Source organism: Ferrimonas senticii DSM 18821, assembly GCF_000422665.1.
GTDB classification, from domain to species: Bacteria; Pseudomonadota; Gammaproteobacteria; order Enterobacterales; family Shewanellaceae; genus Ferrimonas; species Ferrimonas senticii.
Genome location: NZ_AUGM01000004.1, coordinates 54,416 through 74,405 on the forward strand (window position 1 = coordinate 54,416; position 19,990 = coordinate 74,405).

17 protein-coding genes, 3 tRNA genes and 1 pseudogene are annotated in these 19,990 nt (G+C 54.3%); 10 read left to right on the forward strand and 11 right to left on the reverse strand.

The annotated features are described in order from the left end of the window. Window positions 1-175: 175 nt before the first annotated feature. The 3 genes from G506_RS0103765 to G506_RS0103775 all read left to right on the forward strand — a co-directional run bounded on the left by G506_RS0103765 (window position 176) and on the right by G506_RS0103775 (window position 5,662). A complete protein-coding gene (locus tag G506_RS0103765) occupies window positions 176-1,564 on the forward strand; it encodes a PhoH family protein (protein ID WP_028115712.1) in 1,389 nt (462 codons plus the stop codon). Window positions 1,565-1,640: 76 nt separating this feature from the next. After that, window positions 1,641-5,279 (forward strand): response regulator, encoded by a 3,639-nt coding sequence (locus tag G506_RS0103770; protein ID WP_240473380.1) that lies wholly within the window; start codon window positions 1,641-1,643, stop codon window positions 5,277-5,279. Further along, window positions 5,276-5,662, forward strand: coding sequence for a YbaN family protein (locus G506_RS0103775; protein ID WP_028115714.1), 387 nt, complete (start codon window positions 5,276-5,278; stop codon window positions 5,660-5,662). The genes G506_RS0103770 and G506_RS0103775 overlap by 4 nt, the downstream gene beginning before the upstream one ends. Before the next feature lie 56 nt (window positions 5,663-5,718). On the opposite strand, the gene bfr is transcribed toward G506_RS0103775, so the two are convergent. From bfr to rsgA, 6 genes are all read right to left on the reverse strand, one after another. Next, a complete protein-coding gene (gene bfr, locus G506_RS0103780) occupies window positions 5,719-6,204 on the reverse strand; it encodes a bacterioferritin (protein ID WP_028115715.1) in 486 nt (161 codons plus the stop codon). A 187-nt stretch (window positions 6,205-6,391) separates the two neighbouring features. After that, window positions 6,392-6,583, reverse strand: a complete 192-nt coding sequence (locus G506_RS0103785) for a bacterioferritin-associated ferredoxin (protein WP_028115716.1) — start codon at window positions 6,581-6,583, stop codon at window positions 6,392-6,394. Window positions 6,584-6,768: 185 nt separating this feature from the next. Beyond that, on the reverse strand, window positions 6,769-7,680 hold the full coding sequence (locus G506_RS0103790) for a D-2-hydroxyacid dehydrogenase (protein ID WP_169628066.1): 912 nt from the start codon (window positions 7,678-7,680) through the stop codon (window positions 6,769-6,771). Then, window positions 7,680-8,396, reverse strand: coding sequence for a glycerophosphodiester phosphodiesterase (locus tag G506_RS0103795; protein ID WP_028115718.1), 717 nt, complete (start codon window positions 8,394-8,396; stop codon window positions 7,680-7,682). The genes G506_RS0103790 and G506_RS0103795 overlap by 1 nt, the downstream gene beginning before the upstream one ends. A 56-nt stretch (window positions 8,397-8,452) precedes the next feature. Next, on the reverse strand, window positions 8,453-9,334 hold the full coding sequence (gene asd, locus G506_RS0103800; protein ID WP_028115719.1) for an archaetidylserine decarboxylase: 882 nt from the start codon (window positions 9,332-9,334) through the stop codon (window positions 8,453-8,455). A 13-nt stretch (window positions 9,335-9,347) separates the two neighbouring features. Next, window positions 9,348-10,400, reverse strand: a complete 1,053-nt coding sequence (gene rsgA / locus G506_RS0103805) for a small ribosomal subunit biogenesis GTPase RsgA (protein WP_028115720.1) — start codon at window positions 10,398-10,400, stop codon at window positions 9,348-9,350. A 70-nt stretch (window positions 10,401-10,470) separates the two neighbouring features. Here rsgA and orn point away from each other — a divergent pair, with 70 nt between their 5' ends. The 4 genes from orn (at window position 10,471) to G506_RS0103825 (ending at window position 11,462) form a co-directional block, all read left to right on the forward strand. Further along, window positions 10,471-11,016 (forward strand): oligoribonuclease, encoded by a 546-nt coding sequence (gene orn / locus G506_RS0103810; RefSeq protein ID WP_028115721.1) that lies wholly within the window; start codon window positions 10,471-10,473, stop codon window positions 11,014-11,016. Between the two features lie 102 nt (window positions 11,017-11,118). Then, window positions 11,119-11,194 (forward strand) — tRNA-Gly (locus tag G506_RS0103815). A 58-nt stretch (window positions 11,195-11,252) separates the two neighbouring features. Beyond that, window positions 11,253-11,328: transfer RNA gene (locus tag G506_RS0103820), tRNA-Gly, on the forward strand. A gap of 58 nt (window positions 11,329-11,386) precedes the next feature. Continuing rightward, window positions 11,387-11,462 (forward strand) — tRNA-Gly (locus G506_RS0103825). A gap of 194 nt (window positions 11,463-11,656) precedes the next feature. On the opposite strand, the gene G506_RS0103830 is transcribed toward G506_RS0103825, so the two are convergent. Next, on the reverse strand, window positions 11,657-12,142 hold the full coding sequence (locus tag G506_RS0103830) for a cupin domain-containing protein (protein ID WP_028115722.1): 486 nt from the start codon (window positions 12,140-12,142) through the stop codon (window positions 11,657-11,659). Between the two features lie 83 nt (window positions 12,143-12,225). Continuing rightward, window positions 12,226-12,888, reverse strand: a complete 663-nt coding sequence (locus G506_RS0103835) for a YiaD family glycine zipper/OmpA-like lipoprotein (protein WP_028115723.1) — start codon at window positions 12,886-12,888, stop codon at window positions 12,226-12,228. Between the two features lie 149 nt (window positions 12,889-13,037). Here G506_RS0103835 and G506_RS0103840 point away from each other — a divergent pair, with 149 nt between their 5' ends. Then, the gene (locus tag G506_RS0103840) at window positions 13,038-13,277 is read left to right on the forward strand and encodes a DUF2845 domain-containing protein (RefSeq protein ID WP_169628067.1); all 240 of its coding nucleotides are present in this window, start codon (window positions 13,038-13,040) and stop codon (window positions 13,275-13,277) included. A 4-nt stretch (window positions 13,278-13,281) separates the two neighbouring features. Here G506_RS0103840 and G506_RS0103845 read toward each other — a convergent pair whose 3' ends face one another. From G506_RS0103845 to G506_RS0103855, 3 genes and pseudogenes are all read right to left on the reverse strand, one after another. After that, window positions 13,282-13,641 (reverse strand): ribonuclease E inhibitor RraB, encoded by a 360-nt coding sequence (locus G506_RS0103845; protein ID WP_028115725.1) that lies wholly within the window; start codon window positions 13,639-13,641, stop codon window positions 13,282-13,284. A 106-nt stretch (window positions 13,642-13,747) separates the two neighbouring features. Next, window positions 13,748-13,969: pseudogene (locus G506_RS18675) on the reverse strand (RNA-binding S4 domain-containing protein); the annotation flags it as partial. Between the two features lie 122 nt (window positions 13,970-14,091). Further along, the gene (locus G506_RS0103855; RefSeq protein ID WP_028115726.1) at window positions 14,092-14,808 is read right to left on the reverse strand and encodes a YebC/PmpR family DNA-binding transcriptional regulator; all 717 of its coding nucleotides are present in this window, start codon (window positions 14,806-14,808) and stop codon (window positions 14,092-14,094) included. A 339-nt stretch (window positions 14,809-15,147) separates the two neighbouring features. Between G506_RS0103855 and G506_RS0103865 the strand changes: the two genes are divergently transcribed. Continuing rightward, on the forward strand, window positions 15,148-18,330 hold the full coding sequence (locus G506_RS0103865; protein ID WP_051201884.1) for a DEAD/DEAH box helicase: 3,183 nt from the start codon (window positions 15,148-15,150) through the stop codon (window positions 18,328-18,330). 24 nt (window positions 18,331-18,354) lie between these two features. Continuing rightward, on the forward strand, window positions 18,355-19,893 hold the full coding sequence (locus G506_RS0103870) for a DUF4145 domain-containing protein (RefSeq protein WP_028115728.1): 1,539 nt from the start codon (window positions 18,355-18,357) through the stop codon (window positions 19,891-19,893). The last annotated feature ends 97 nt before the right edge of the window (window positions 19,894-19,990 follow it).

Consider the following 19,990-nt stretch of genomic DNA (forward strand, 5'->3'; position numbering starts at 1 on the left):
ATCATCGCGCGCGTTGGTTGACGGTCGGTCTGCCAGCGGTGGTCGCAAATTCGACGGATTAATTGGATAGATTCTATACCAATCTCACCGGTTGGTTGCTGGCATTTGGCCAAGACGATCCTTGTTACTGGTCATGCTGTAACCTTGGGTGAACCCCATTTGCAATGGAGGCGTCATGGTCCAGTCCGACAAAAAGCTTTTCGTTTTAGATACCAACGTGCTGCTGCACGATCCCCTTGCGATCTACTCCTTCGATGAACACGACGTGGTGGTGCCGATGACGGTACTGGAGGAGTTGGATCAGATCAAAGACCGTAAAAAAGATGTCGCCCGTGAAGCCCGTGTTGCCATTCGCGCGTTGGAAGATTGCGTCGGTGGCGCCGAGCCGGAAGCGCTGTTAGAGGGGGTACCGCTGCGTACCAGCGGCATCGACGTTCCGACCGGCAATTTATTGATCTTCCCGGATCACCAACTGCAATTTGCCAACGCCATCGATCTGCCCGGGGATCACAACGACAACCGCATCATCAATGTCGCCTTGCACCTGCAACGCCGCAGCCAACGGCCGGTGGTGCTGGTGACCAAAGACATCAATATGCGGATTAAAGCTAAGGGCGGCGGCCTGCGCTTGGTCGAGGATTACCGTTCCGATCAACTGATCGACGATATCCGCTATTTGGCCAAGGGGTTTACCGAGTTTGACGGTGACTTTTGGCAACGGCTCGGGCAAGTGCAAACTCGCCAGCAGGGACGGTTTGCCGAGCACCGCATTCCGCTGGCGCAGTTAGGGGATGAGTCGCTGTACTTGAACCAGTTTCTGCTGGATGGGGGCGATGAGTTTTGTGGCCAAGTGGTCAAGATTGACCAGCAGCACGCGACCATTCGAGACTTTGGCCGCGAGCGGATGATGAATTTTCACGCCTGGGGAATTAATCCGAAAAACATCCACCAAGGGATGGCGTTGCAGGCGTTGTTGGATCCCAACATCGATATTGTGATCCTGACCGGCCCTGCCGGTTCTGGCAAAACCTTGTTGGCGCTGGCGGCAGCGTTGGAACAAGTGATTGAATTGCGCCGTTATGATCGGGTGATTGTGACGCGTAATACCCCGGAAATTGCCGAGTCGATCGGCTTTTTGCCCGGCAGCGAAGAGGAAAAAATGATGCCGTGGTTGGCGGCGGTTACCGATACCTTAGAGGTGTTGCATAAGAACGACGAAAGCCCCAGTGGCAGCCTGCAATACATTATGGATAAGGCCAACATTCAGTTTAAATCGGTCAACTTTATGCGTGGTCGTTCGATTCAAAACAGCTTTGTGTTGCTGGATGAGTGTCAAAATCTAACGCCATCGCAAGTGAAAACCTTGATCACCCGAATGGGCGAGGGCAGCAAACTGGTCTGCAGTGGCAACTTAGCGCAAATTGATTCTAACTACCTGACGGCGGTCAATTCTGGCCTGACCTATCTGGTGGAACGGTTCAAGATGTTTGAAGGCAGCGCCAACGTTTATCTCAATGGCGTGGTGCGGTCACGATTGGCCAGTTTTGCTGAACAAAATCTGTAACAGAGTCAACGTTGGTGGCGCCTGGCTTCTGGTACACTGAGCGCCAACAGTCTTTATTCACTTAACTGATCTATCTGTGAAATTGCCTATTCTTCGGCGCTACAACAAAGCGGTGTTTTACACCTACTTTGCGGTGGTGGTGTTAGCGCTGGTGGCGGCTTCGGCTGCCCATAACAACAAAATCAAGCGGCTGATGGCCGAGGAATACGCTCGTATTACTCAATACAGCCATCAGGTCGAGATGCTGTTGGAATCCAGTGCACGGGCAATGTTGTCGCTGCGAGACCTTGGCAATAGCCATATGCAGTTAACCCAATCGCTGCGGGCGCCGCTACCACTGGAGTACCAAGCGGACGGCAACCGCTTCTCGATCTTCCGTGGTGGCATAGATAACGCCGAGGCGGTGGGCTTGATCTCCGGCCAAGGGCCGCTGCAGCAGCGCAGTGAGGCATTTTATCGGGAACTCGACACCCTCTATCAGATGTCGCTGATCTTCCCGGTGGTCGAACGTTCCAGCCAGACCATTTCACAGGTGTACTACATCAGTGCCGCTGGCATGAGTTCGGTATTCCCATGGCCGCAAAGCAATGCCCAGTGGCCGCAAAACTCGCCGCTATTGGCTAAAGTGCAAGCCTTGCCAAAGGATGGCAATCAGGTTTTTTGGAGCAAGGTTTACCGTAATAACCAAGGTAAGCTGGTCAGTACCGTTGGCGTGCCGTTTTACTATCAAGGGCAGTTTCTTGGCGGCATTTTTGCCGACGTTGAACTGGCCGAATTAGCCAATCGCATCGATCGCTACTTTGAAGTGGGTGGCATGGTGTTGATGCTGGACGACGACAACATGCTGTTGACCTATCCGCGGATGCACCTAGACCGCAGCAGCACCGCCTTTCAACTAAGCCAGAAGCTACCGGCTGCATTGATTAAAGAGCCTACCGTGGAACTGCTGAACAGCGCCGAAGGCCAGTTGTTGCAGGGCTACTATGTGCGCTCGGTGGCGATGGAAGTGGCGCCGTGGCGGTTATTGTTTTTGCAGCTAGAAGATGAATTGGTCGCACCGGCCGTCGAAGAGTTGGAGTCACTGTTTTTCACTCTGATCCTATCGCTGTCGATATTGGTCAGTGTGGTGCACGTGTTGACGCGTCGTGCGTTCGTTAGCCCTGCGGCGAAGCTGATTGAGCATCTGAAAAACAGCGCTGAACGACCCCAACCGTTGCCCGCCAAGGTAGCCTCAGGTTGGGAGCCGTGGTTTGAGTTGATCACCCGTACTTTTGAGGATAACCAGCAATACACCCGTCATTTGGCTGAGCAAAACCGCCGTTTGGACAAACTGGTGGCTAAGCGTACCGAACGATTGCGACTGGCTAACGAGCAGCGCGAACGAGACTTTTCGTTGATGCGCAGTTTGATCGATGCCATCCCCGAAGCGATCGTGTTTAAAGACACCAATGGCCGCTATATGGGCTGCAATAAAGCGGCGGAGCGGATGCTTGGCCACAGCGAATCGGAGATCATTGGCTGCAACTTACTGGATCTGGAAAACTCGCCTCGGGCGGCGCGATTAGTGCAAGAAGATCTGCAAGTGCTGCATCGCCGTACCCCGGATCGCTTTCAAGAGTGGCGTGATGTCGATGGCAAAATGGTGCGAGTTGATGTGCTGCGCTTGCCGTTTTACAACAGTCGCGGCGAATTGTTGGGGCTGATCTCGGTGTGGCGTGATGTGACTCGTGATACCGAACAGCAAGAGCAATTGCGCCGCAGTGAACAGCGCTACCATCTAGCGATGGATGCGGTAGAAGATGGCATGTGGGATTGGCATCTCGACTCTAACCAGCTGATCTGTAACCCCGCTTACTACACCATGCTGGGCTATCAACCGGACGAATTTCCGCTGTTGATTGAGACCTTCTATGAGCTGATGCACGCCGATGATCGCAGTCGCGTCGAGCACGAAATTGACGCCTATCTGGCGACTCCTTCTGGGCAGTTAAACGTTGAATTCCGTTTGCGGACCAAAAACGGCGGTTACCGCTGGGTGCTTTCCCGAGGTGGGGTGGTTGATTTTGCCGAGGATGGCGAGCCATTGCGGATGCTTGGTACCAATAAGGACATTACTCGGCAAAAAGAGAACGAAGTGATCCTGCTGGAAGCCAAGCAAGACGCTGAGCTGGCTAACCGCACCAAGAGCGAATTTTTGGCCAACATGTCCCATGAAATTCGGACACCGATGAACGCGGTGTTAGGGATGTTGGAGTTGGCGCTACGTACCGATGTGACCCCGCGCCAGCACGATTATTTGGACAAAGCGCGGATGAGCGCGACCTCACTGCTGCGGATCATCAACGATATCCTCGACTTCTCGAAAATTGAGGCCGGTAAATTGGAGTTGGAGCAGCGGCCATTTTCGTTGGAGCAAGTGCTGGAACATGCGCTGTCGATCAGTTCATTGAAGGCGCAAGAGAAGGGCATCGAACTGCTGCTGTACGCCACCTTCCGCAGTGGTTTGCATATTCAGGGGGATTCGCTGCGGTTGGGGCAAGTGTTGGTCAATCTGCTCTCCAACGCGGTTAAGTTTACCGCCGAAGGCGAGGTTGAATTGGGCTGTGAGGACAGCGACGAAAGCAACGGCCGAATTCGCTTGAAGTTTTGGGTGCGCGACACTGGTATTGGCATCAGCAAGGCACAGCAACAACGACTGTTCGACGCCTTCAGTCAAGCGGATGGTTCCACCACTCGCGAATATGGCGGCACCGGCCTAGGTCTGTCGATCTGTAAACACTTGGTGGCGATGATGGGCGGCAATATCGACATCGAAAGTGAACTGGGGGTAGGCACGACCTTCAGTTTCACCATCGACGCGGTGGTGATGCCGGCGCCGGATCAACCGGAAAAAGCGCTACCAACGCAGATCCAAGGGCTCAGAGCATTGGTGATCGACGATAACCAGACGGCACTGCAGATCTATTCTACCTACCTGCGTGATCTGGGCTTTGCCGTGGACACCGCCGCGAACGGTGCCGATGGTTTACAGCTAGCACAGCAACGGGCGCCGCAGTTGGTGCTGCTAGATTGGATGATGCCAGAGATGGATGGCGTGGCGGTGGCGGAGCAACTGCAGCAGTGGTACGTCAGCGGCAAGATTGAACGGCTGCCGAAAATCATGATGATGACGGCCTACAGCGCCGAAACGGTGCAACAGCAACTGCACAGCGGTCGTATCGACTACCTGATGCAGAAACCGTTTAAGCAGATGCAGTTACAGGATGCCTTGTTGGAGGTGTTCGCCGCTGACTTTGACTTGCCCGCTATCGAGGCCGCCGAGGAGGCCTTGGCCGAGTTAACCCCAGAGCAAGGTCAACGGATCCTGCTGGTAGAGGACAACTTGATTAACCAACAGGTGGCGACTGAACTGTTAAAGAGTGCCGGCTACCATGTTACGTTGGCGGAAAATGGCCAGATCGCGGTGGATCTGGTGGCGGCAGATAACTTTGATCTGATCCTGATGGATATCCAGATGCCGGTGATGGATGGTTTGCAAGCGGCGGCACTGATCCGCGCCAGCCACCCCGATTTGCCGATCATCGCCATGACTGCCCATGCCATGAGTGGCGACCGTGATAAGAGCTTAGCGGCGGGCATGAATGACCATATCACCAAACCGATTGTGCTACCGCAACTGTTTGAAACGCTGAAGCAGTGGTTGAAGCAGCCATGAGTAATCGCAAATCAAATGTCGATCCACGCCGTTGGTTTTGGCTGCTGCTAGGGCTGCTGTCGGTCGGGTTGGCGACATTGGGGCTGTTTTTGCCGCTACTGCCAACGGTGCCATTTTTGTTGTTAGCCACCTTTGCTTTTGGCCGCTCCTCGGAACGGTTGCAGCAGTGGCTATATAACCACCGTTGGTTTGGCCCGATTTTGCAAAACTATCTACGCCACAAGGGGCTTACGCACCGCCAGTTGTATACCGCGCTAACCACGTTGTGGCTCGGGATCATCTTGGGCTGTTATTTAGCACCACTGTGGCATGTGCGGATCTTTCTGGCGGCTATCGCCATCGGCGTCACCATTCACCTATGGCGGATGAACCGACTTGACTGATACATACAACGGCGACCATTGTGGTCGCCGTTTTCTTGGGTAGGGTTATCGCCAACTTAGTTGGCGGCGGGCTGATCGCCTATCTGGCTTTGTTGGTAATTCTGGATACCGACTTTTTCTATCAACTCTAATTGCGTCTCGAGCCAATCGACGTGCTCCTCTTCAGCATCGAGGATCTTCTGGAACAGATCGCGACTGACGTAATCGCGAACCTCCTCGCAGTAACCGATGGCATCGCGCAGATCGGGAATGGCGATCATCTCCAGTGCCAAATCGCACTCCAGCATCTCTTGGGTGTGCTCACCGATGCGCAGTTTTCCCAGGCTCTGCAGGTTTGGCAGTCCCTCCAGAAACAGGATCCGTTCGATCAACCAATCCGCGTGGTTCATTTCGTCGATGGATTCGTGGTACTCGTAGTCCCCCAGTTTGGTCAGGCCCCAATCTTTGTACATCCGGGCATGGAGGAAGTATTGATTGATGGCGACCAGTTCGTTGCCAAGGATCTTGTTCAGGTGAGCAATGACTTTAGGATCGGCTTTCATGATCTGCATCCACTTGCGAAACGATGCTTCAACCATGGTACAGAAACTGACCCAGCACAAGACACACACTGTGAATAGTGTGTGCCGAAAAGACGGTGATCGGCACCGTGGCTAGTGCCGTAGCGCTGGGCTTGGGATTAGCACCCCGCGCCGCAAAAGTTTGGGTTTAACCTCGTTAGCAACGGCGTTAGGCAACCTCGTAGTAATTGGGGATCATATCTTTGGTAGCGGCGATCATCTCCAACGTGTCGCGGACGCATTTACCGCATTGCTTGCCGACATTCAGCTGCGCCTGCAGCGATTTCAGGTCCATCGCGCCTTGCTCAACGGCTTGTTTAATCTGTTTGTCGGTGACGCCATAGCAAACACACACGTACATCGTTTTGGCTCCGGGCAATCGCTGATTGCCGCTGCAAATTACTCTCTTCAATGGAACTGAACTTTAAATGCAAATAATTCGCATGTCCAATTCGATCTTAGAGCAAAATCCCAAGAAAACGAGCGCGGAAGTTATAAAAAACTGTGAGCTGACGCAGGACCGCTTTGGCGCTGGCATTGGCTATTTCAGTACCCTTTACGGATATCTACCTGATGATTAAGGGCTAAGCCCTGTTGCCAGCGTTCAAGATTGGCAATGAACTGAGTGACGATTTGTTCCGGGAAGCTGGCGGCGGCGATGTGTGGGGTGATAGTTAGATTGGGGCAGTGCCATAGTGGCGAGTCCACCGCGAGCGGTTCTTGCTCGAACACATCCACTACCGCCTGACCAAGCTCGCCCGCTATTAGCGCTTGAGACAATGTCTTGATATCAACGGCGCTGCCGCGACCAACGTTAATAAAGGTGGCGTCGTTGGGCATCGCCGCAAAGACTTCGGCGTTAAACAGATGGTGGGTGGCAGCGGTGGCCGGCAGGACGTTAACGATGACTTCGGCCAAGCGAACCGCGTCGGTCAACTTATCGGTGGCGAAGCAGCGATTAAAGCCCGCGACATCGCGACCATCGGTATTGAGCCCCAGCACTTGCATGCCGAACGCCTTGGCCACCCCGGCGATGTGCTGGCCAATGTTGCCGGTGCCAGCGATAAGCAGGGTCTGTCCGGCTAGGCTGCCATAGCCTTTGGGAGACCACTGTTTAGCTTGTTGGGCGACAGCATAACGGGGCAGCTCCCGCAGTCGGCTGAGCAGATGGGCGAACACGTATTGCGCCATCAGTGGCCCGAACACCTCGCGGACGTTGGTCAGCTGATATTCCGTTGGTAGATCTGGCTGACATAAGGCATCGACGCCGGCGTAGACGCTGGCAATCCACTTCGGCTTGAGCTTGTCTGTGGCTAGGTTGCGCAGGGCTTTGGCAGCCAGCGCTGGCTCTGCCAGCCAAATTTCGGCTTGGCTGGGATCAGCGGTGCATTCAATGCCGTAAGGAGCCAGTAGGCGCTGATAACGGTCGAAATGACGAGCAGAAAGTAGGGCAATCATCAGCGCCATCCTTGGGTTGATTGGCTTTGTTGTAGATAAGCGCGGCTGCGGCCGGGGAAGTCGGTGAACACCCCATCAACCCCAAGCGCGTTCATGCGGTCGAGATCGGCTGATCGATTGACGGTGTAGACGTAGACTTTAAGGCCGCGCTGATGGGCATCTTCCACCAAGGCGGCGTTAACGCCTCTGAGGTGGATGTGAACGGCATCGGCATTGAGCTTGCTGGCGAATTTGGCCAAGCTGTGTGATCGTCGCTCGGTCAGGGCGCCAATGGCGTATTGTGGCGCCTGCTCGGCAAAGTGGCTAAGCATGCGGTGATCAAAGGAGGAGACAATGATCTGCTCGGCTCGCAGCCCCAATTGCTGCTGAGCCTCAGCCAGCAGCGCCGGTAGCGGCCCACCACTGCCTGCGCCTTTCAGTTCAATATTCAGGTCGATTCGGTCGCCGATAAGCTGCAGTACCTGCCACAGCGTTGGCACTGCTTCGCCATCACCGGCATCCAGTGCTTGCAATTGCTCAAGCGAAAAGTGGCTGACTTGGCCGCTGCCGTTGGTGCGCTTATCGACACTGTCGTCGTGGATCACCACCAGTTCGCCAGCACAGAGGTGCACGTCTAATTCGATGCCATCGGCGCCTTGTTCGATGGCCAATGCCATCGCTTTTAAGGTGTTTTCTGGTGCTTCGCCGCTGGCACCGCGGTGAGCAATGATCTTCATTGAGGGCTTATCCAACAAAAAAGAGGAACCTAAGTTCCTCTTTCAAATTCGTTAACTTATTCGGCGACAGTCGCTTTGGTGGTCGCCATCATCTGCCCCAGGCGGGTTTGTGCACCCGGGGTAAAGCCAGCAACGAACTCATCGACAAAGCCTGGCGCAAAACAGGCAACGATGGTGCTGCCCAGTTTGAAGCGGCCCATCTCTTCGCCCTTTTCAAGGGTGACTGCGCCTTGGCCTTCGCTTGGGTAATCCCAGCACACCACCTGTTTCTCGCCACTTGGGGCGATGGTGCCGGCCCAGATGGTTTCAATCGAGGCAACAATGGTTGCCCCTACCAATACCATCGCCATTGGCCCGAATTCGGTATCAAACAGTGCCACCACACGCTCGTTACGGGCAAACAGGTTTGGCACGTTTTCAGCGGTCAGTGGATTTACTGAGAACAGATCCCCTGGGACAAAGATCATCTTGCGCAAGGTACCTTTGCACGGCATGTGAATGCGGTGGTAATCCTGCGGCGACAGGTAGATGGTGGTGAAATGGCCGTCGCGGAACTGATCGGCGTCGCTGGCGTAACCGCCCAGCAGGGTATCAACGGTGTAGTCGTGACCCTTCGCTTGGATGATGCGGTTAACCTTGATTGGACCGGCTTGGCTAACACGGCCGTCGACCGGCTGACACAGGGTTGTGTCATCGCCGATGATTGGCCGAATACCGGGCTTTAGTTCACGGGTGAAGAAGTCGTTAAAAGTGGCGAAGCGAGTGGTGTCTTCGATCAGCGCTTCATCCATGTTGATCTTGTACTGCTTTACAAACCAATTAATGGCGGCGGTGGTTACCTTGCCACATTCCGCGCTGGCAAAGCGGCCGACCAGACGCGATAACGCGTGCTGCGGCAGCAGGTATTGCAGTTTCACTTTCAGTTGGTCTAAAGACACGAGTTGCCTCTATTTACTTGTCGTTCAGTGGATCGATGAAGTGACGGGTAGACCGATCAGTTTCCATCGTTTCCAAAATTCGATGATAGTTATCAAAGCGTTGCAGGCTGATTAGGCCATCTTCAGCGGCCTGACGCAATGCGCAACCGGGATCATTGCCGTGCTTACAATCACGGAATTTACAGCCGCCAAGGTAGTCTCGGAACTCTTTAAAGCCCCAAGTCACCCGTTCTGGTGCTAGATGCCACAGCGCAAATTCGCGCACCCCAGGGGAGTCGATCAGGTCGCCACCTTGCGGGAAGCGTAGCAAACGGGCGGTGGTAGTGGTGTGCTGGCCCAGACCGGAGTTCTCCGAGACGTCGCCGACTTCCAGATTCAGCTCTGGCATCAAGGTATTTACCAGCGATGACTTACCGACGCCGGACTGACCAACGAAGATGCTGATGTTGTCTTTAAGCAACGCTTCCAACTCCGCCATACCTTGGCCGGTGTGGGAGCTCACTAAATGGATCGGGTAACCGATCTGGCGGTATGGCTCGAGGATCTCCTCGACAATGGCCATGCCTTCATCATCCAGCAGGTCGACTTTATTGAGCACTAAGATCGGCGGAATGCCGGTGTCCTCGGCGGCCACGAGGTAGCGGTCGATGATCATCGCCGATAGCTCAGGCACTACCGCCGAGACGATCAGCATCTGATCGATGTTGGCGGCAACGGGTTTAAGGCCATCGTAATAGTCGGGGCGCTTCAGTTCACTGCGACGTGGGTGTACGGCCTCGACGACGCCGGCGATCCCAGCGTTGATCTCATTACCTTGGCGCCAAGCGACCTCATCGCCCACCACCACACTGCCGATGGTACGGCGCAGGTTACAGCGATACACCTCGCCGGCTTCAGTTTCGACATCGGCGTGTTGGCCGAAGCGGCTGACAATGCGGCCCCAGATCTGCGGGCCCAACTGATCGTTGTCCCATTGGGCTTCGCCTTTGCCTGCCAGACGTTTGTCGCGATTGGCGCGAACCCGTCGCAGTTGGCCCTTGGTTAGCCGTTTCTTCGCTTTGCTCACCGTCAACCTGTGTATTCGTTAAAAGACCTCGTATGATACACGGTTCTGCAATAAGGGAGTTAACACACCGATGCCACAAGATGCCAACAACCTAATCTGGATCGATCTGGAGATGACTGGTTTGGATCCGATCGAGCATAAGATCATTGAGATCGCCACCATTGTTACTGATAGCCAACTGAACATTTTGGCGGAAGGGCCAGTGCTGGCGATCCGTCAAAGCGAAGAAGAGCTGGCGAAGATGGATGAGTGGAACCAGAACACCCATGGTGGCAGCGGTCTGCTGGACCGGGTTCGTAATGATTCCGTGTCCATTGAAGAAGCACAGGCACAGACCTTAGCGTTTCTGGCTGAGTGGGTGCCGGCAGGCAAATCGCCAATTTGTGGTAACAGCATCGGCCAAGATCGTCGTTTCTTGGTTAACTACATGCCAGAGTTGGAAGCGTACTTCCATTATCGTTACTTGGATGTAAGCACCATTAAAGAGCTGACTCGTCGTTGGCAGCCAGAGTTGCTGAACCAATTTAAAAAGCAGGGATCTCATCTGGCATTGGACGATATTCGCGAATCTATCGCTGAATTGTCATTTTATCGCCAGACTGTTTTCAAAATTTGAGCAGTCAGAAAAAATTGCCAAATCGGGGGTTGCCAGCCAAAGGAATTCCCTTATAATGCGCCCTCGCTTCCGGCAACAAATGTTGTTTAAAGCGCGATAGATGCGGCACTAGCTCAGTTGGTAGAGCGCAACCTTGCCAAGGTTGAGGTCACGAGTTCGAACCTCGTGTGCCGCTCCAAATTAAAAGATGTTTCGATGACCAAGTCGGGATGTCGGCGAAAGCCAAAATAGATTAAGCGGCACTAGCTCAGTTGGTAGAGCGCAACCTTGCCAAGGTTGAGGTCACGAGTTCGAACCTCGTGTGCCGCTCCAAATTAAAAGATATCTCGATGACCAAGTCGGGATGTCGGCGAAAGCCACAATAGATTAAGCGGCACTAGCTCAGTTGGTAGAGCGCAACCTTGCCAAGGTTGAGGTCACGAGTTCGAACCTCGTGTGCCGCTCCAAATTAAGAAAAGACCCAGCCTTCGGCTGGGTCTTTTTGTTTCTGTGTCCTGCAATTATCCACAAACAGTCCATCACAACCCTATCGTAGCCGAGAACCGGTTCTCGGAATTGGGTTGCAGAAACCCTCTGACTCTGCCTGAAAACAGGTTGTCGGCCACAACAAAAAACGCCTCCAGTTGGAGGCGTTTGGGGGTCAGTTGCCAATGCCTGGGCGGCTTAAGCGACGAACCACGTCATCGTGCTGTGGGTACTGCGCTAATAAGGTCTCTTGGCTGAACAGCTCGAAGTCATCGAAGGTGAAGCCGGGCGCTACCATACAACCTACCAACGAAAAGCCATCATTATTCATTGCCGAACCGAAGATATAGCCTTTAGGTACCAATACCTGTGGTTGTTCACCGTTAGCGATATCTAACCCTAGCTGAGCGGTGATCAGTTGACCTTGAGGATCAATCATGTAGATGGTTAGTGATTGGCCGGCATGGAAGTACCACATCTCATCGGCAGTTAAGCGGTGGAAGTTAGAGACTTCGCCAGTACGCAGCAGAAAATAGATGCTGGTCCAAAGTTGGCGGCGATCATCAAAGCCATCTTGTGAGCGGAATGAGGAGCGGTAGTAGCCACCTTCAACGTGTTGTTCCAGTTGTAGGTGGTTAATGAAATAGTCGGCGTTATGCATGTTTTTCTAAATATCGGGTACAAAAAAGGAAGCTCGATTGAGCTTCCTAGATGATATCGCGTTACTGAGGTTAATTCAGGCGCTTATGGGGTTGGGATCAGCAGCACTTCAACGCGGCGATTGAGGGCGCGGCCCTGAGTTGTATCGTTGCTGGCGATTGGTCGCAGCGGACCATAACCGGCGGTGCTTAAACGGTAGCTGGCAACGCCTTGGCGGGTTAGCTCATCAGCCACGGTTTCGGCGCGTTCAATCGACAGGCGCTGGTTCAGCTCGGCGCTGCCGGTGCTGTCGGTGTGGCCAGTGACCTCCAGACGAGTCTTTTCGTATTTGGCGAGCACCATTGCAACGCCAGACAAGGTGTTGGTCGCGCCCGCTTTTAATGCCGATTTACCGGAATCGAAGGTTAGGGTATTTGGCAGCACCAACTGAATATTGTCACCGGTGCGTTTGACGCTAACGCCGGTGCCAGCCAGTTGATTGCGCAGTTCAGCCTCTTGCTTATCCATGTAGTGACCGACGCCGCCCCCCAGCAAACCACCGGCTGCGGCACCGATCAGGGCACCTTTGCCGCGATCGCTTTTAGATGAACTGGCAGCACCAATGATGGCACCGGCTAGGACACCACCGATGGCACCTTTGGTGGCGCTATTGGTCTTTTGTTCGCCGGTGTACGGGTCGTGGCTGGTGGTGGCACAACCGCTCAGCAGAGTCAGTGAGACAGCGATGGCGCAAAGGGAGTTTTTCATCGGTACGTGTTCCTTTGATATTGGTCGCAGGCCATTATTGGATGCTTTAGCTAACGGCGCTTTGCGCTACGTTAACTTCTATATTGATTGACTCACCAAAATGAAGATGGTTCAGCATGAATAAGGGTGTGATTGTAACGTTTGCGTTGATGATGACCACTATTGCGGTCGAAGCGGCTGAGTACCAAGTGGCATCATGGCGTTGTGGCACCGGATTGGTTAAGGCTGGCGACAGTCGCAGCCATTTGATTAAGCGTTGTGGTAAAGCGGATGGTGAGCGGCGGCTCAAAAAAGGGGTAAAAGCGTATACCTACGTTGGCAAGCGAGGGCCAACAACGGTGGTGACCGTTGAGAAGGGAGTAGTCACCACCATTACGCAGCATCGATAGCCGATTACAATTCGTCGTCTTGGTCGTCGAATTCGTCTTCTGGCTCAAGCATGCCCCAGCCGTCGGTCTTGCCTTTAAACTGCTTACACAGCTTGTTTAGCAAGGTTTCGATGGCGGTGATGGCGTCGTACTCTGGCACCATCTCTTGCTGCAGGCGCAGTTCCCACATGTTGGCGTCGTCGGCGAAGTTCACGAACAGGCCAGCACCTTCGAACTCGCGGGCAACGCGAGCGGCGGCATCGTTGGCTTGTTGTTCTTCAGCGAAGATCACATAGAAATCCAGCATGTATGACTGGCTGAGATCGATGCCTTCGCCCTGCATCAGTTCAAGCAGTTCGCCGTTGGCGTCATTTGGAAAAGACATAGCGTTGTCCTAATTAAAATTTAATGGAAGGGCGGCCTTTAGGCTTAGGCGCTTGCTTTGGCTTATCGGCTTTGGCTGGCTTGACCCGCATCTCTGCTGGGGCCGAGCTGGCTTTGATAAGCACCGCATCGTCGCCGAAAATGACATTGTCACCGGCCACCAGTTTACGGCGCTTACGGGTTTCGACCTCGTGATTGACCAATACGTGGCCATCACCGATCAGCATTTTCGCTTCGCCACCGGCGCCAACCCAACCTTGGATTTTGAGCACTTTGTAGAGCTCGATGTAGTCATCGCCAGGATGCAGTTCTAAAACCTGAGTGGTCACTCGAATAGGCCTTTTTATTACGATATTGGCGCGATTATAGCGAGTTTCGTGTCGTGGTGAGGCTAAAAATAAAGGAGAGCCGAAGCTCTCCTTAGTTATCGACACTCGTTAACGAGTAACGATTACATTTCAGCGTTGTGGTACACGTTCTGAACGTCGTCACAATCTTCCAGCGCCGCCAAGAACTTCTCGAATGCGGCTACGTCGTCGCCTTCGATCTTGGTGTAGTTCTGCGGTACGAAGGAGATCTCTTCGATTTCGAACTTGATCTCTGGCATGGCGTTGGTCAGACAGGTCTTAACCTTAAAGAACTCAGTCTGTGGTGCGAATACGGTGGTCATGCCGTCTTCTACTTCCACGTCGGTCACGTCCACGTCATCCATCATCAGCATTTCCAGAATGCCGTCTTCGTCTTCGCCTTCAAAAGCGAAGATGCACTGATGGTCAAACATGTGCGCACAGGTGCCAGGGGAGCCCAGCTTAGCGTCGTTTTTAACGAACGCCTGACGTACGTCGGTGTAGGTACGCTTGTTGTTGTCGGTCAGACAGTCCACGATCACCATGGTGTTGCCTGGGCCGAAACCTTCGTAGCGCATTGGCTCGTAATCTTCGCCAGCGCCACCTACTGCCTTGGCAATCGCTTTTTCGATTACGTGGCCAGGAACCTGATCTTTCTTAGCCTTTTCCATCAAGCTGCGCAGCGAGATGTTGGTGTCTGGATCTGGGCCACCGTTCTTGGCTACCACGTAGATCTCTTTGGAGTATTTGGAATAAACCTTGGTTTTTACACCAGCGGTTTTAGCCATTGCATTCTTGCGGACTTCAAACGCGCGTCCCATCTGGGTCTCTCTCTTGTTCAAAAGGTTGCTAGTTAACCGAGCAAGTTTACCAGTTGTCACCACAACGGCAAAACCGCCAAATCAGTGATAATCACTCATGGTTGCTTGAACGTTACCATTGGTGCAGCAGCCAAGGGGATTTTAGTTTTGGTCAATGCTGCAGGTGGCGACAAAAAGGATGGTGAACATCGTTGCGAAAGCAAGTTAACTGCGCGGCAGTTCGGCAACAGCTCGCGGCAATGACTTGATTGTTTGGCATCATAAATTCGCGTTTTTCGCTGATTTTTCTTAACTCGGCGGTGCTACACTGGTGGGCTGTTTTCTCTGGTCGTTGTTACTGTGTCGCTGATCTTTGATGTCGCCAAGGTGCGCAAGTCATTTGAAAAAAATACCTTTGTTCGGGGGGAAGCTTACTTCGAGCGAGGCAAAGTCGTGTACTGCGATGTCAGCCAAGAGGGGCGCAGTATCCATGGCGAGGTGGCGGGCAACTATGGCCGTGACTATGAAGTTTCGATTGCCGCGACGCCGCAGGGGATTGTCAGTGATTGCACTTGCCCGGTGGGCGACCAATGTAAGCACGCGGTGGCCATTTTGTTGGCGGCGTTGGAGCAGGCGGGCACAACTGACACCATGTATCAGCGCTGGTTGGAGCGGTCCAGCCGCGATCTGCGCCACGATCGCCAAGCGGCAACGCGCAGTGATGGTGACAAGGTGTTGGCGGTGATGTTGCAGCACCAGCACAGTGAACTGGCAAAAGACGCCATTGTGGTCAAAACCGGTTACCGCCGTGCCCTCAAAAGCGGTGGTTTTGGCAAAGTGGTGGCGCGCTCGGCCAAAGAGTTGCTGTCGGCTTATCGCGATGACTTGGTGCTGAGCGACGACGATCGCGAAACCGTATTACTGCTTGAAGCGGGCTTTGAGCTAAGTCAAAACGGCCCACGTTATGCGTATTCTGGATTGCACCGCAACGCGTTGCAGCGTCTAGCCGAAAAGCAGCAGTTGTATTGGGATGAATCGACCACGGCGCTGACCTTAAGTGGTGCCCGCCACCTAAGTTGGCACTGGCAACCGGAAGGTGACAAAAAGGCATTGGAATTGCGCTTAGATGGCTGTCAGCGCTGGCGATTATTGCCCTTTACCACGCCGTGGTATGTCGATCTGGACAATCATCAGCTTGGGCCGATTAACACGTCGTTATCGCCACGTTTGCTGCATCAGCTTTCCAGCTTACCGGCGCTGACGGAAGCCTCGGCACAGCACTTTGCCACCGAGATCCTCAATAACGTCGATAGCGACGAAGTGGTGCTGCCGAGTAAGCGGGCGGATCTGGAGATTAACGCGCCGCTGGCGGTGCAACTGCATCTGTGGCGCAGCAGTGACGACATCATCGCCGCCTTGAGTTTTGGCTATGGCGCAATGGTGCTTAGCCCGCGGGTGCTGGCAAAACCGACGTTGCAGCTCTATCAGCATGCGCCTGATTCCGTCTGGGTACGCCGTGATTTCGCCGCCGAACAGACCGCGTTTGCGCTATTGGCGGATCAAATGTTGGAAGTGCTGCCAGAGAGCGACAACCAAGTGTCACTGCTGCTGCGCTCGCCGCTGCCTAATCAGCGCCTATTCTGGCAGCATTTTCTTACTCAACATCGGCAACAGCTTAGTCAGCAGGGGTGGCAGATCTCCACCGCGGATGATCTCCACCTTGAACCGGTTGCCATCGAGTCGATGCAGCTTGAACTGCAACAGCAGGGCAACTGGTTCGATCTGGATATATTGGCGCAGCTTAGCGTCGATGGCATGCCGATCTCATTGGCGCCGCTGCTGTTGCGCTGGCTGGCGGGCAATCCCGATTGGCGCGAACCGCGCGCCCAAGTGCTGCTGGAACGCAACGATGGCCCGCCGCTGCTGGTGGATTACCATAGTTTGCAGCCGATTCTGGCGGTGCTAGCCGAACTGGGCGATCGCAAGCCACGAGCTAAGGTGAGATTGGCCCGTCATCAGTTGGCGCGATTGCCCGCGGCTGATGAGCAGCTGCCATGGCTCGGTGATGACTCCCTCAAGCAATTGGCGGCAGAACTGCGTGATTTCAGCGGCATTGAGGCCGTTGCTCCACCGCAAGGGCTGCGTGCAGAACTGCGCGGTTATCAACAACAGGGTTTAAACTGGCTCAGCTTCCTGCACCGCTTTGGCTTTGGTGGGGTGCTGGCGGACGACATGGGTTTGGGCAAAACCCTGCAAACCTTGGCACACCTGCAACGCTTGAAAGAGCAGGGGCAGCTTAGCCAACCGGCGCTATTGATCTGCCCAACCAGCTTGGTAGGCAACTGGCGCAGTGAAGCCAAACGCTTTTTGCCGGATCTAAAGGTGTTGGTGATTCACGGTGCTCGCCGCCAAGAAGACTTCGAACAGATTGAACAAGCGGATCTGGTGATCACCACTTACCCGTTGATCCATCGCGATATCGACACCATGGTGATGCACGATTTTTCGGTGTTGGTATTGGATGAAGCGCAAGCGATCAAAAATCCTGCCGGCAAAGCCACCCGAGCCATCAAAGATCTGGTGGCGGAGCAGCGGTTGGCACTGACCGGCACGCCAATGGAAAACCACCTTGGCGAGCTGTGGTCGTTGTATGACTTTATTTTGCCGGGATTTTTAGGCACTCAAGGGCAGTTCAGTCGGCTCTATCGTCGACCGATAGAGCAGTTTGGCGATCAACAGATGCAGCAATGGCTGCAGCAGAAGATCCGGCCGTTTATGCTGCGTCGTACCAAAGACCAAGTGGTCACCGAACTGCCACCGAAAACCGAAATTATTCAGCGTATTTCGCTGCCAACCATGCAGCGCACGTTATACGAAACGGTGCGAGCCAGTATGGAGAGCAAAGTTCGACAGTTGCTGGCCGAGAAAGGCGTGGCCGCCAGTCGCATCGAATTTTTGGATGCGTTGCTGAAGCTGCGCCAGATATGTTGCGATCCCAAGCTCACCGGGCTTGAGGCGGCTCAGCAACTGGATGAATCAGCCAAACTGGAATACTTGCTAGAGAAACTGCCACAGATGATCGCCGATGGTCGGCGGGTACTGCTGTTCTCGCAATTTACCAGCATGTTGGCGCGCATCGAGGCGCGGGTGCAGCAATTGGGCATCGGCTACAGTCTGCTGACCGGCCAGACCAAGGATCGCGATGGCGCGGTGGCGGCGTTCCAATCGGGGCAAGTGCCGCTGTTCTTGGTGTCGCTAAAAGCCGGCGGCGTTGGTTTGAATTTGACCCAAGCGGATACGGTGATCCACTTTGATCCATGGTGGAACCCGGCGGCAGAGCAACAGGCCACCGATCGCGCCTACCGCATCGGTCAAGATAAACCGGTGTTCGTCTACAAGCTGATCTGTGAACATACCGTGGAAGAAAGGGTGTTGGCGCTGCAGCAAAGCAAGCAGGCGCTGGCGGACAGCGTCTATGGTCAGCAAGTGGAGCTGGGCACCTTGGATGACGCAGAGCAGTTATTGGCACTGTTAGCCAAGTAGCCAGCAATTAGGGAAAGAAGCCGCGTGCATACCAGCAACTTTGAATTTATTGCTAACGTGATGCCGCTGCTGTATCGCAGCGGCAGCTTGAGTGAGCATTACTATCACCTCGATCGCCAAGGCTGCGCCGCCAAGTTGCGGTTGTTTGCCGAACAGTGCGTCAATGAACTGATGGCGCATTATCAATGCGACCTCGCCGAGCACTCGGAAAGCCTGAATGAACGGCTGAACCGGCTAAGCTTCGAAACCCCAATCCCGGATGATCTTATCGCGCTGCTGCACCAACTGCGCAGCGCCGGTAATGTGGCGGTGCACGCTCAGCAGGGCGATGCGGCCTTGGCCAAGAATCAGGTGCGGGAGCTGCTAAAAGCCGCCCATAAACTGGCGGAGTTTGTGTATCTACTGCGATTTGACGGTCAAGTGGCGGATATTGCACCTTGGCAAGAGCCGCCAGATCCCGGCGCCAGTTATCTTTATCAATTAGCGTTTGAAGGCGATGCCGAAGCCTGCTTTGCACTGGCGCAACAACTCAATGAGCAGCTGCAACAGGCGTTCGCGACCAAAGCGGGGCAGCGCAGTCAGCAGCAATTGAGTCAACAGCAGCAACTGCGAGCCGACGTTGATTATTGGCTTGGCAAGGCGATCCGGCAGCATCATTGGCCATCCCAGCTGTTGGCGGCGCAGATCGATTCTGGTCTGTTAAATACCCCCGCTCAGGTCGAGCAAGCCGAGCATTACTTCGAGCTGGCGCTCACCAGTGACGAGTCGCAGGTGCAGTTTCATTACGCGAGCTTTGTCCGCAGCCAAGAAAACGGCAGCAAGTGGCTTAAGCTAATGCACCGCGCTGCTGCTGGTGGTTGGGTTGCAGCTACGCAAACGCTGATTGAATACTATGCCGAGCAAAATCAGCTAGAACGCTATCAAGAGTGCGTAGAGCTTGGCATGGCACAAAATCTTGGTGCCGCCTTTGCCTTGCAGTTGTTGGCGTTGGGGACGGCAACAACTGCCGATGCCGATGTCGATAAGCAAGGGCGTAATCTGATGATCCGTGCCCAAGCCACCGGTGAGCGTAGCATCGCCTTCGCCCGTGGCTTCTGCCTGTTTTTGGGGCGCTTTGGCTATCCGCAAGATCGTCAGGCCGGTTACCAATTGATGCGCCAGCACTACCAACAACTGCCGAGCAGTCGTTTAGTCAATCCCGCCGCCATCACCTTTATGGCGGGCGAGCAGTTTGAGGCCGACAGTAGCGAGCGGGTTAGCCAAGCGGAAGCGGCGGTGATTGCCAGTACAGGCAGCGAACTCGAAGCGCACATTGCTTTCGCCGCCGCGCTATTGCTGATGCGTCACATCGCCGAAAAAGGCAGTTACAAGGGAGTGCTGGTGCCTAAAGTGTTGCTGCAGCGGGCGGCAGAATTGGGGCATGAGGAAGCGCAGCGGTTTATGCGATCGCAACAAGGCAAGGCGCAACTCGCTGGGCTGATTGCGGTTGGGCGCCCGAAAGCTGACCGGAAAAAGCAGGCAGATAAGCGCAAAGCGGCGAAACGCGCACGAAAAAAGCGATAATGTGATCTGCTGCAATGAATGCGCTTGTGGAATCGTTGTGGTTATCTCTAAATGGGTAAGATAAGAGTGAGAGTCGTTCTTATTTGCGCGGCGGATC

Bases quoted from the DNA above. Each gene is read 5' to 3' on its own strand.
- G506_RS0103775 (WP_028115714.1), top strand. From the start codon at position 5,276: ATGAGTAATCGCAAATCAAATGTCGATCCACGCCGTTGGTTTTGGCTG.
- G506_RS0103795 (WP_028115718.1), bottom strand. From the start codon at position 8,396: ATGAAGATCATTGCTCACCGCGGTGCCAGCGGCGAAGCACCAGAAAAC.
- bfr (WP_028115715.1), bottom strand. From the start codon at position 6,204: ATGAAAGCCGATCCTAAAGTCATTGCTCACCTGAACAAGATCCTTGGC.
- G506_RS0103840 (WP_169628067.1), top strand. From the start codon at position 13,038: ATGATGACCACTATTGCGGTCGAAGCGGCTGAGTACCAAGTGGCATCA.
- orn (WP_028115721.1), top strand. From the start codon at position 10,471: ATGCCACAAGATGCCAACAACCTAATCTGGATCGATCTGGAGATGACT.
- G506_RS0103855 (WP_028115726.1), bottom strand. From the start codon at position 14,808: ATGGGACGCGCGTTTGAAGTCCGCAAGAATGCAATGGCTAAAACCGCT.
- G506_RS0103790 (WP_169628066.1), bottom strand. From the start codon at position 7,680: ATGATTGCCCTACTTTCTGCTCGTCATTTCGACCGTTATCAGCGCCTA.
- G506_RS0103845 (WP_028115725.1), bottom strand. From the start codon at position 13,641: ATGTCTTTTCCAAATGACGCCAACGGCGAACTGCTTGAACTGATGCAG.
- G506_RS0103785 (WP_028115716.1), bottom strand. From the start codon at position 6,583: ATGTACGTGTGTGTTTGCTATGGCGTCACCGACAAACAGATTAAACAA.
- G506_RS0103765 (WP_028115712.1), top strand. From the start codon at position 176: ATGGTCCAGTCCGACAAAAAGCTTTTCGTTTTAGATACCAACGTGCTG.
- G506_RS0103835 (WP_028115723.1), bottom strand. From the start codon at position 12,888: ATGAAAAACTCCCTTTGCGCCATCGCTGTCTCACTGACTCTGCTGAGC.
- G506_RS0103830 (WP_028115722.1), bottom strand. From the start codon at position 12,142: ATGCATAACGCCGACTATTTCATTAACCACCTACAACTGGAACAACAC.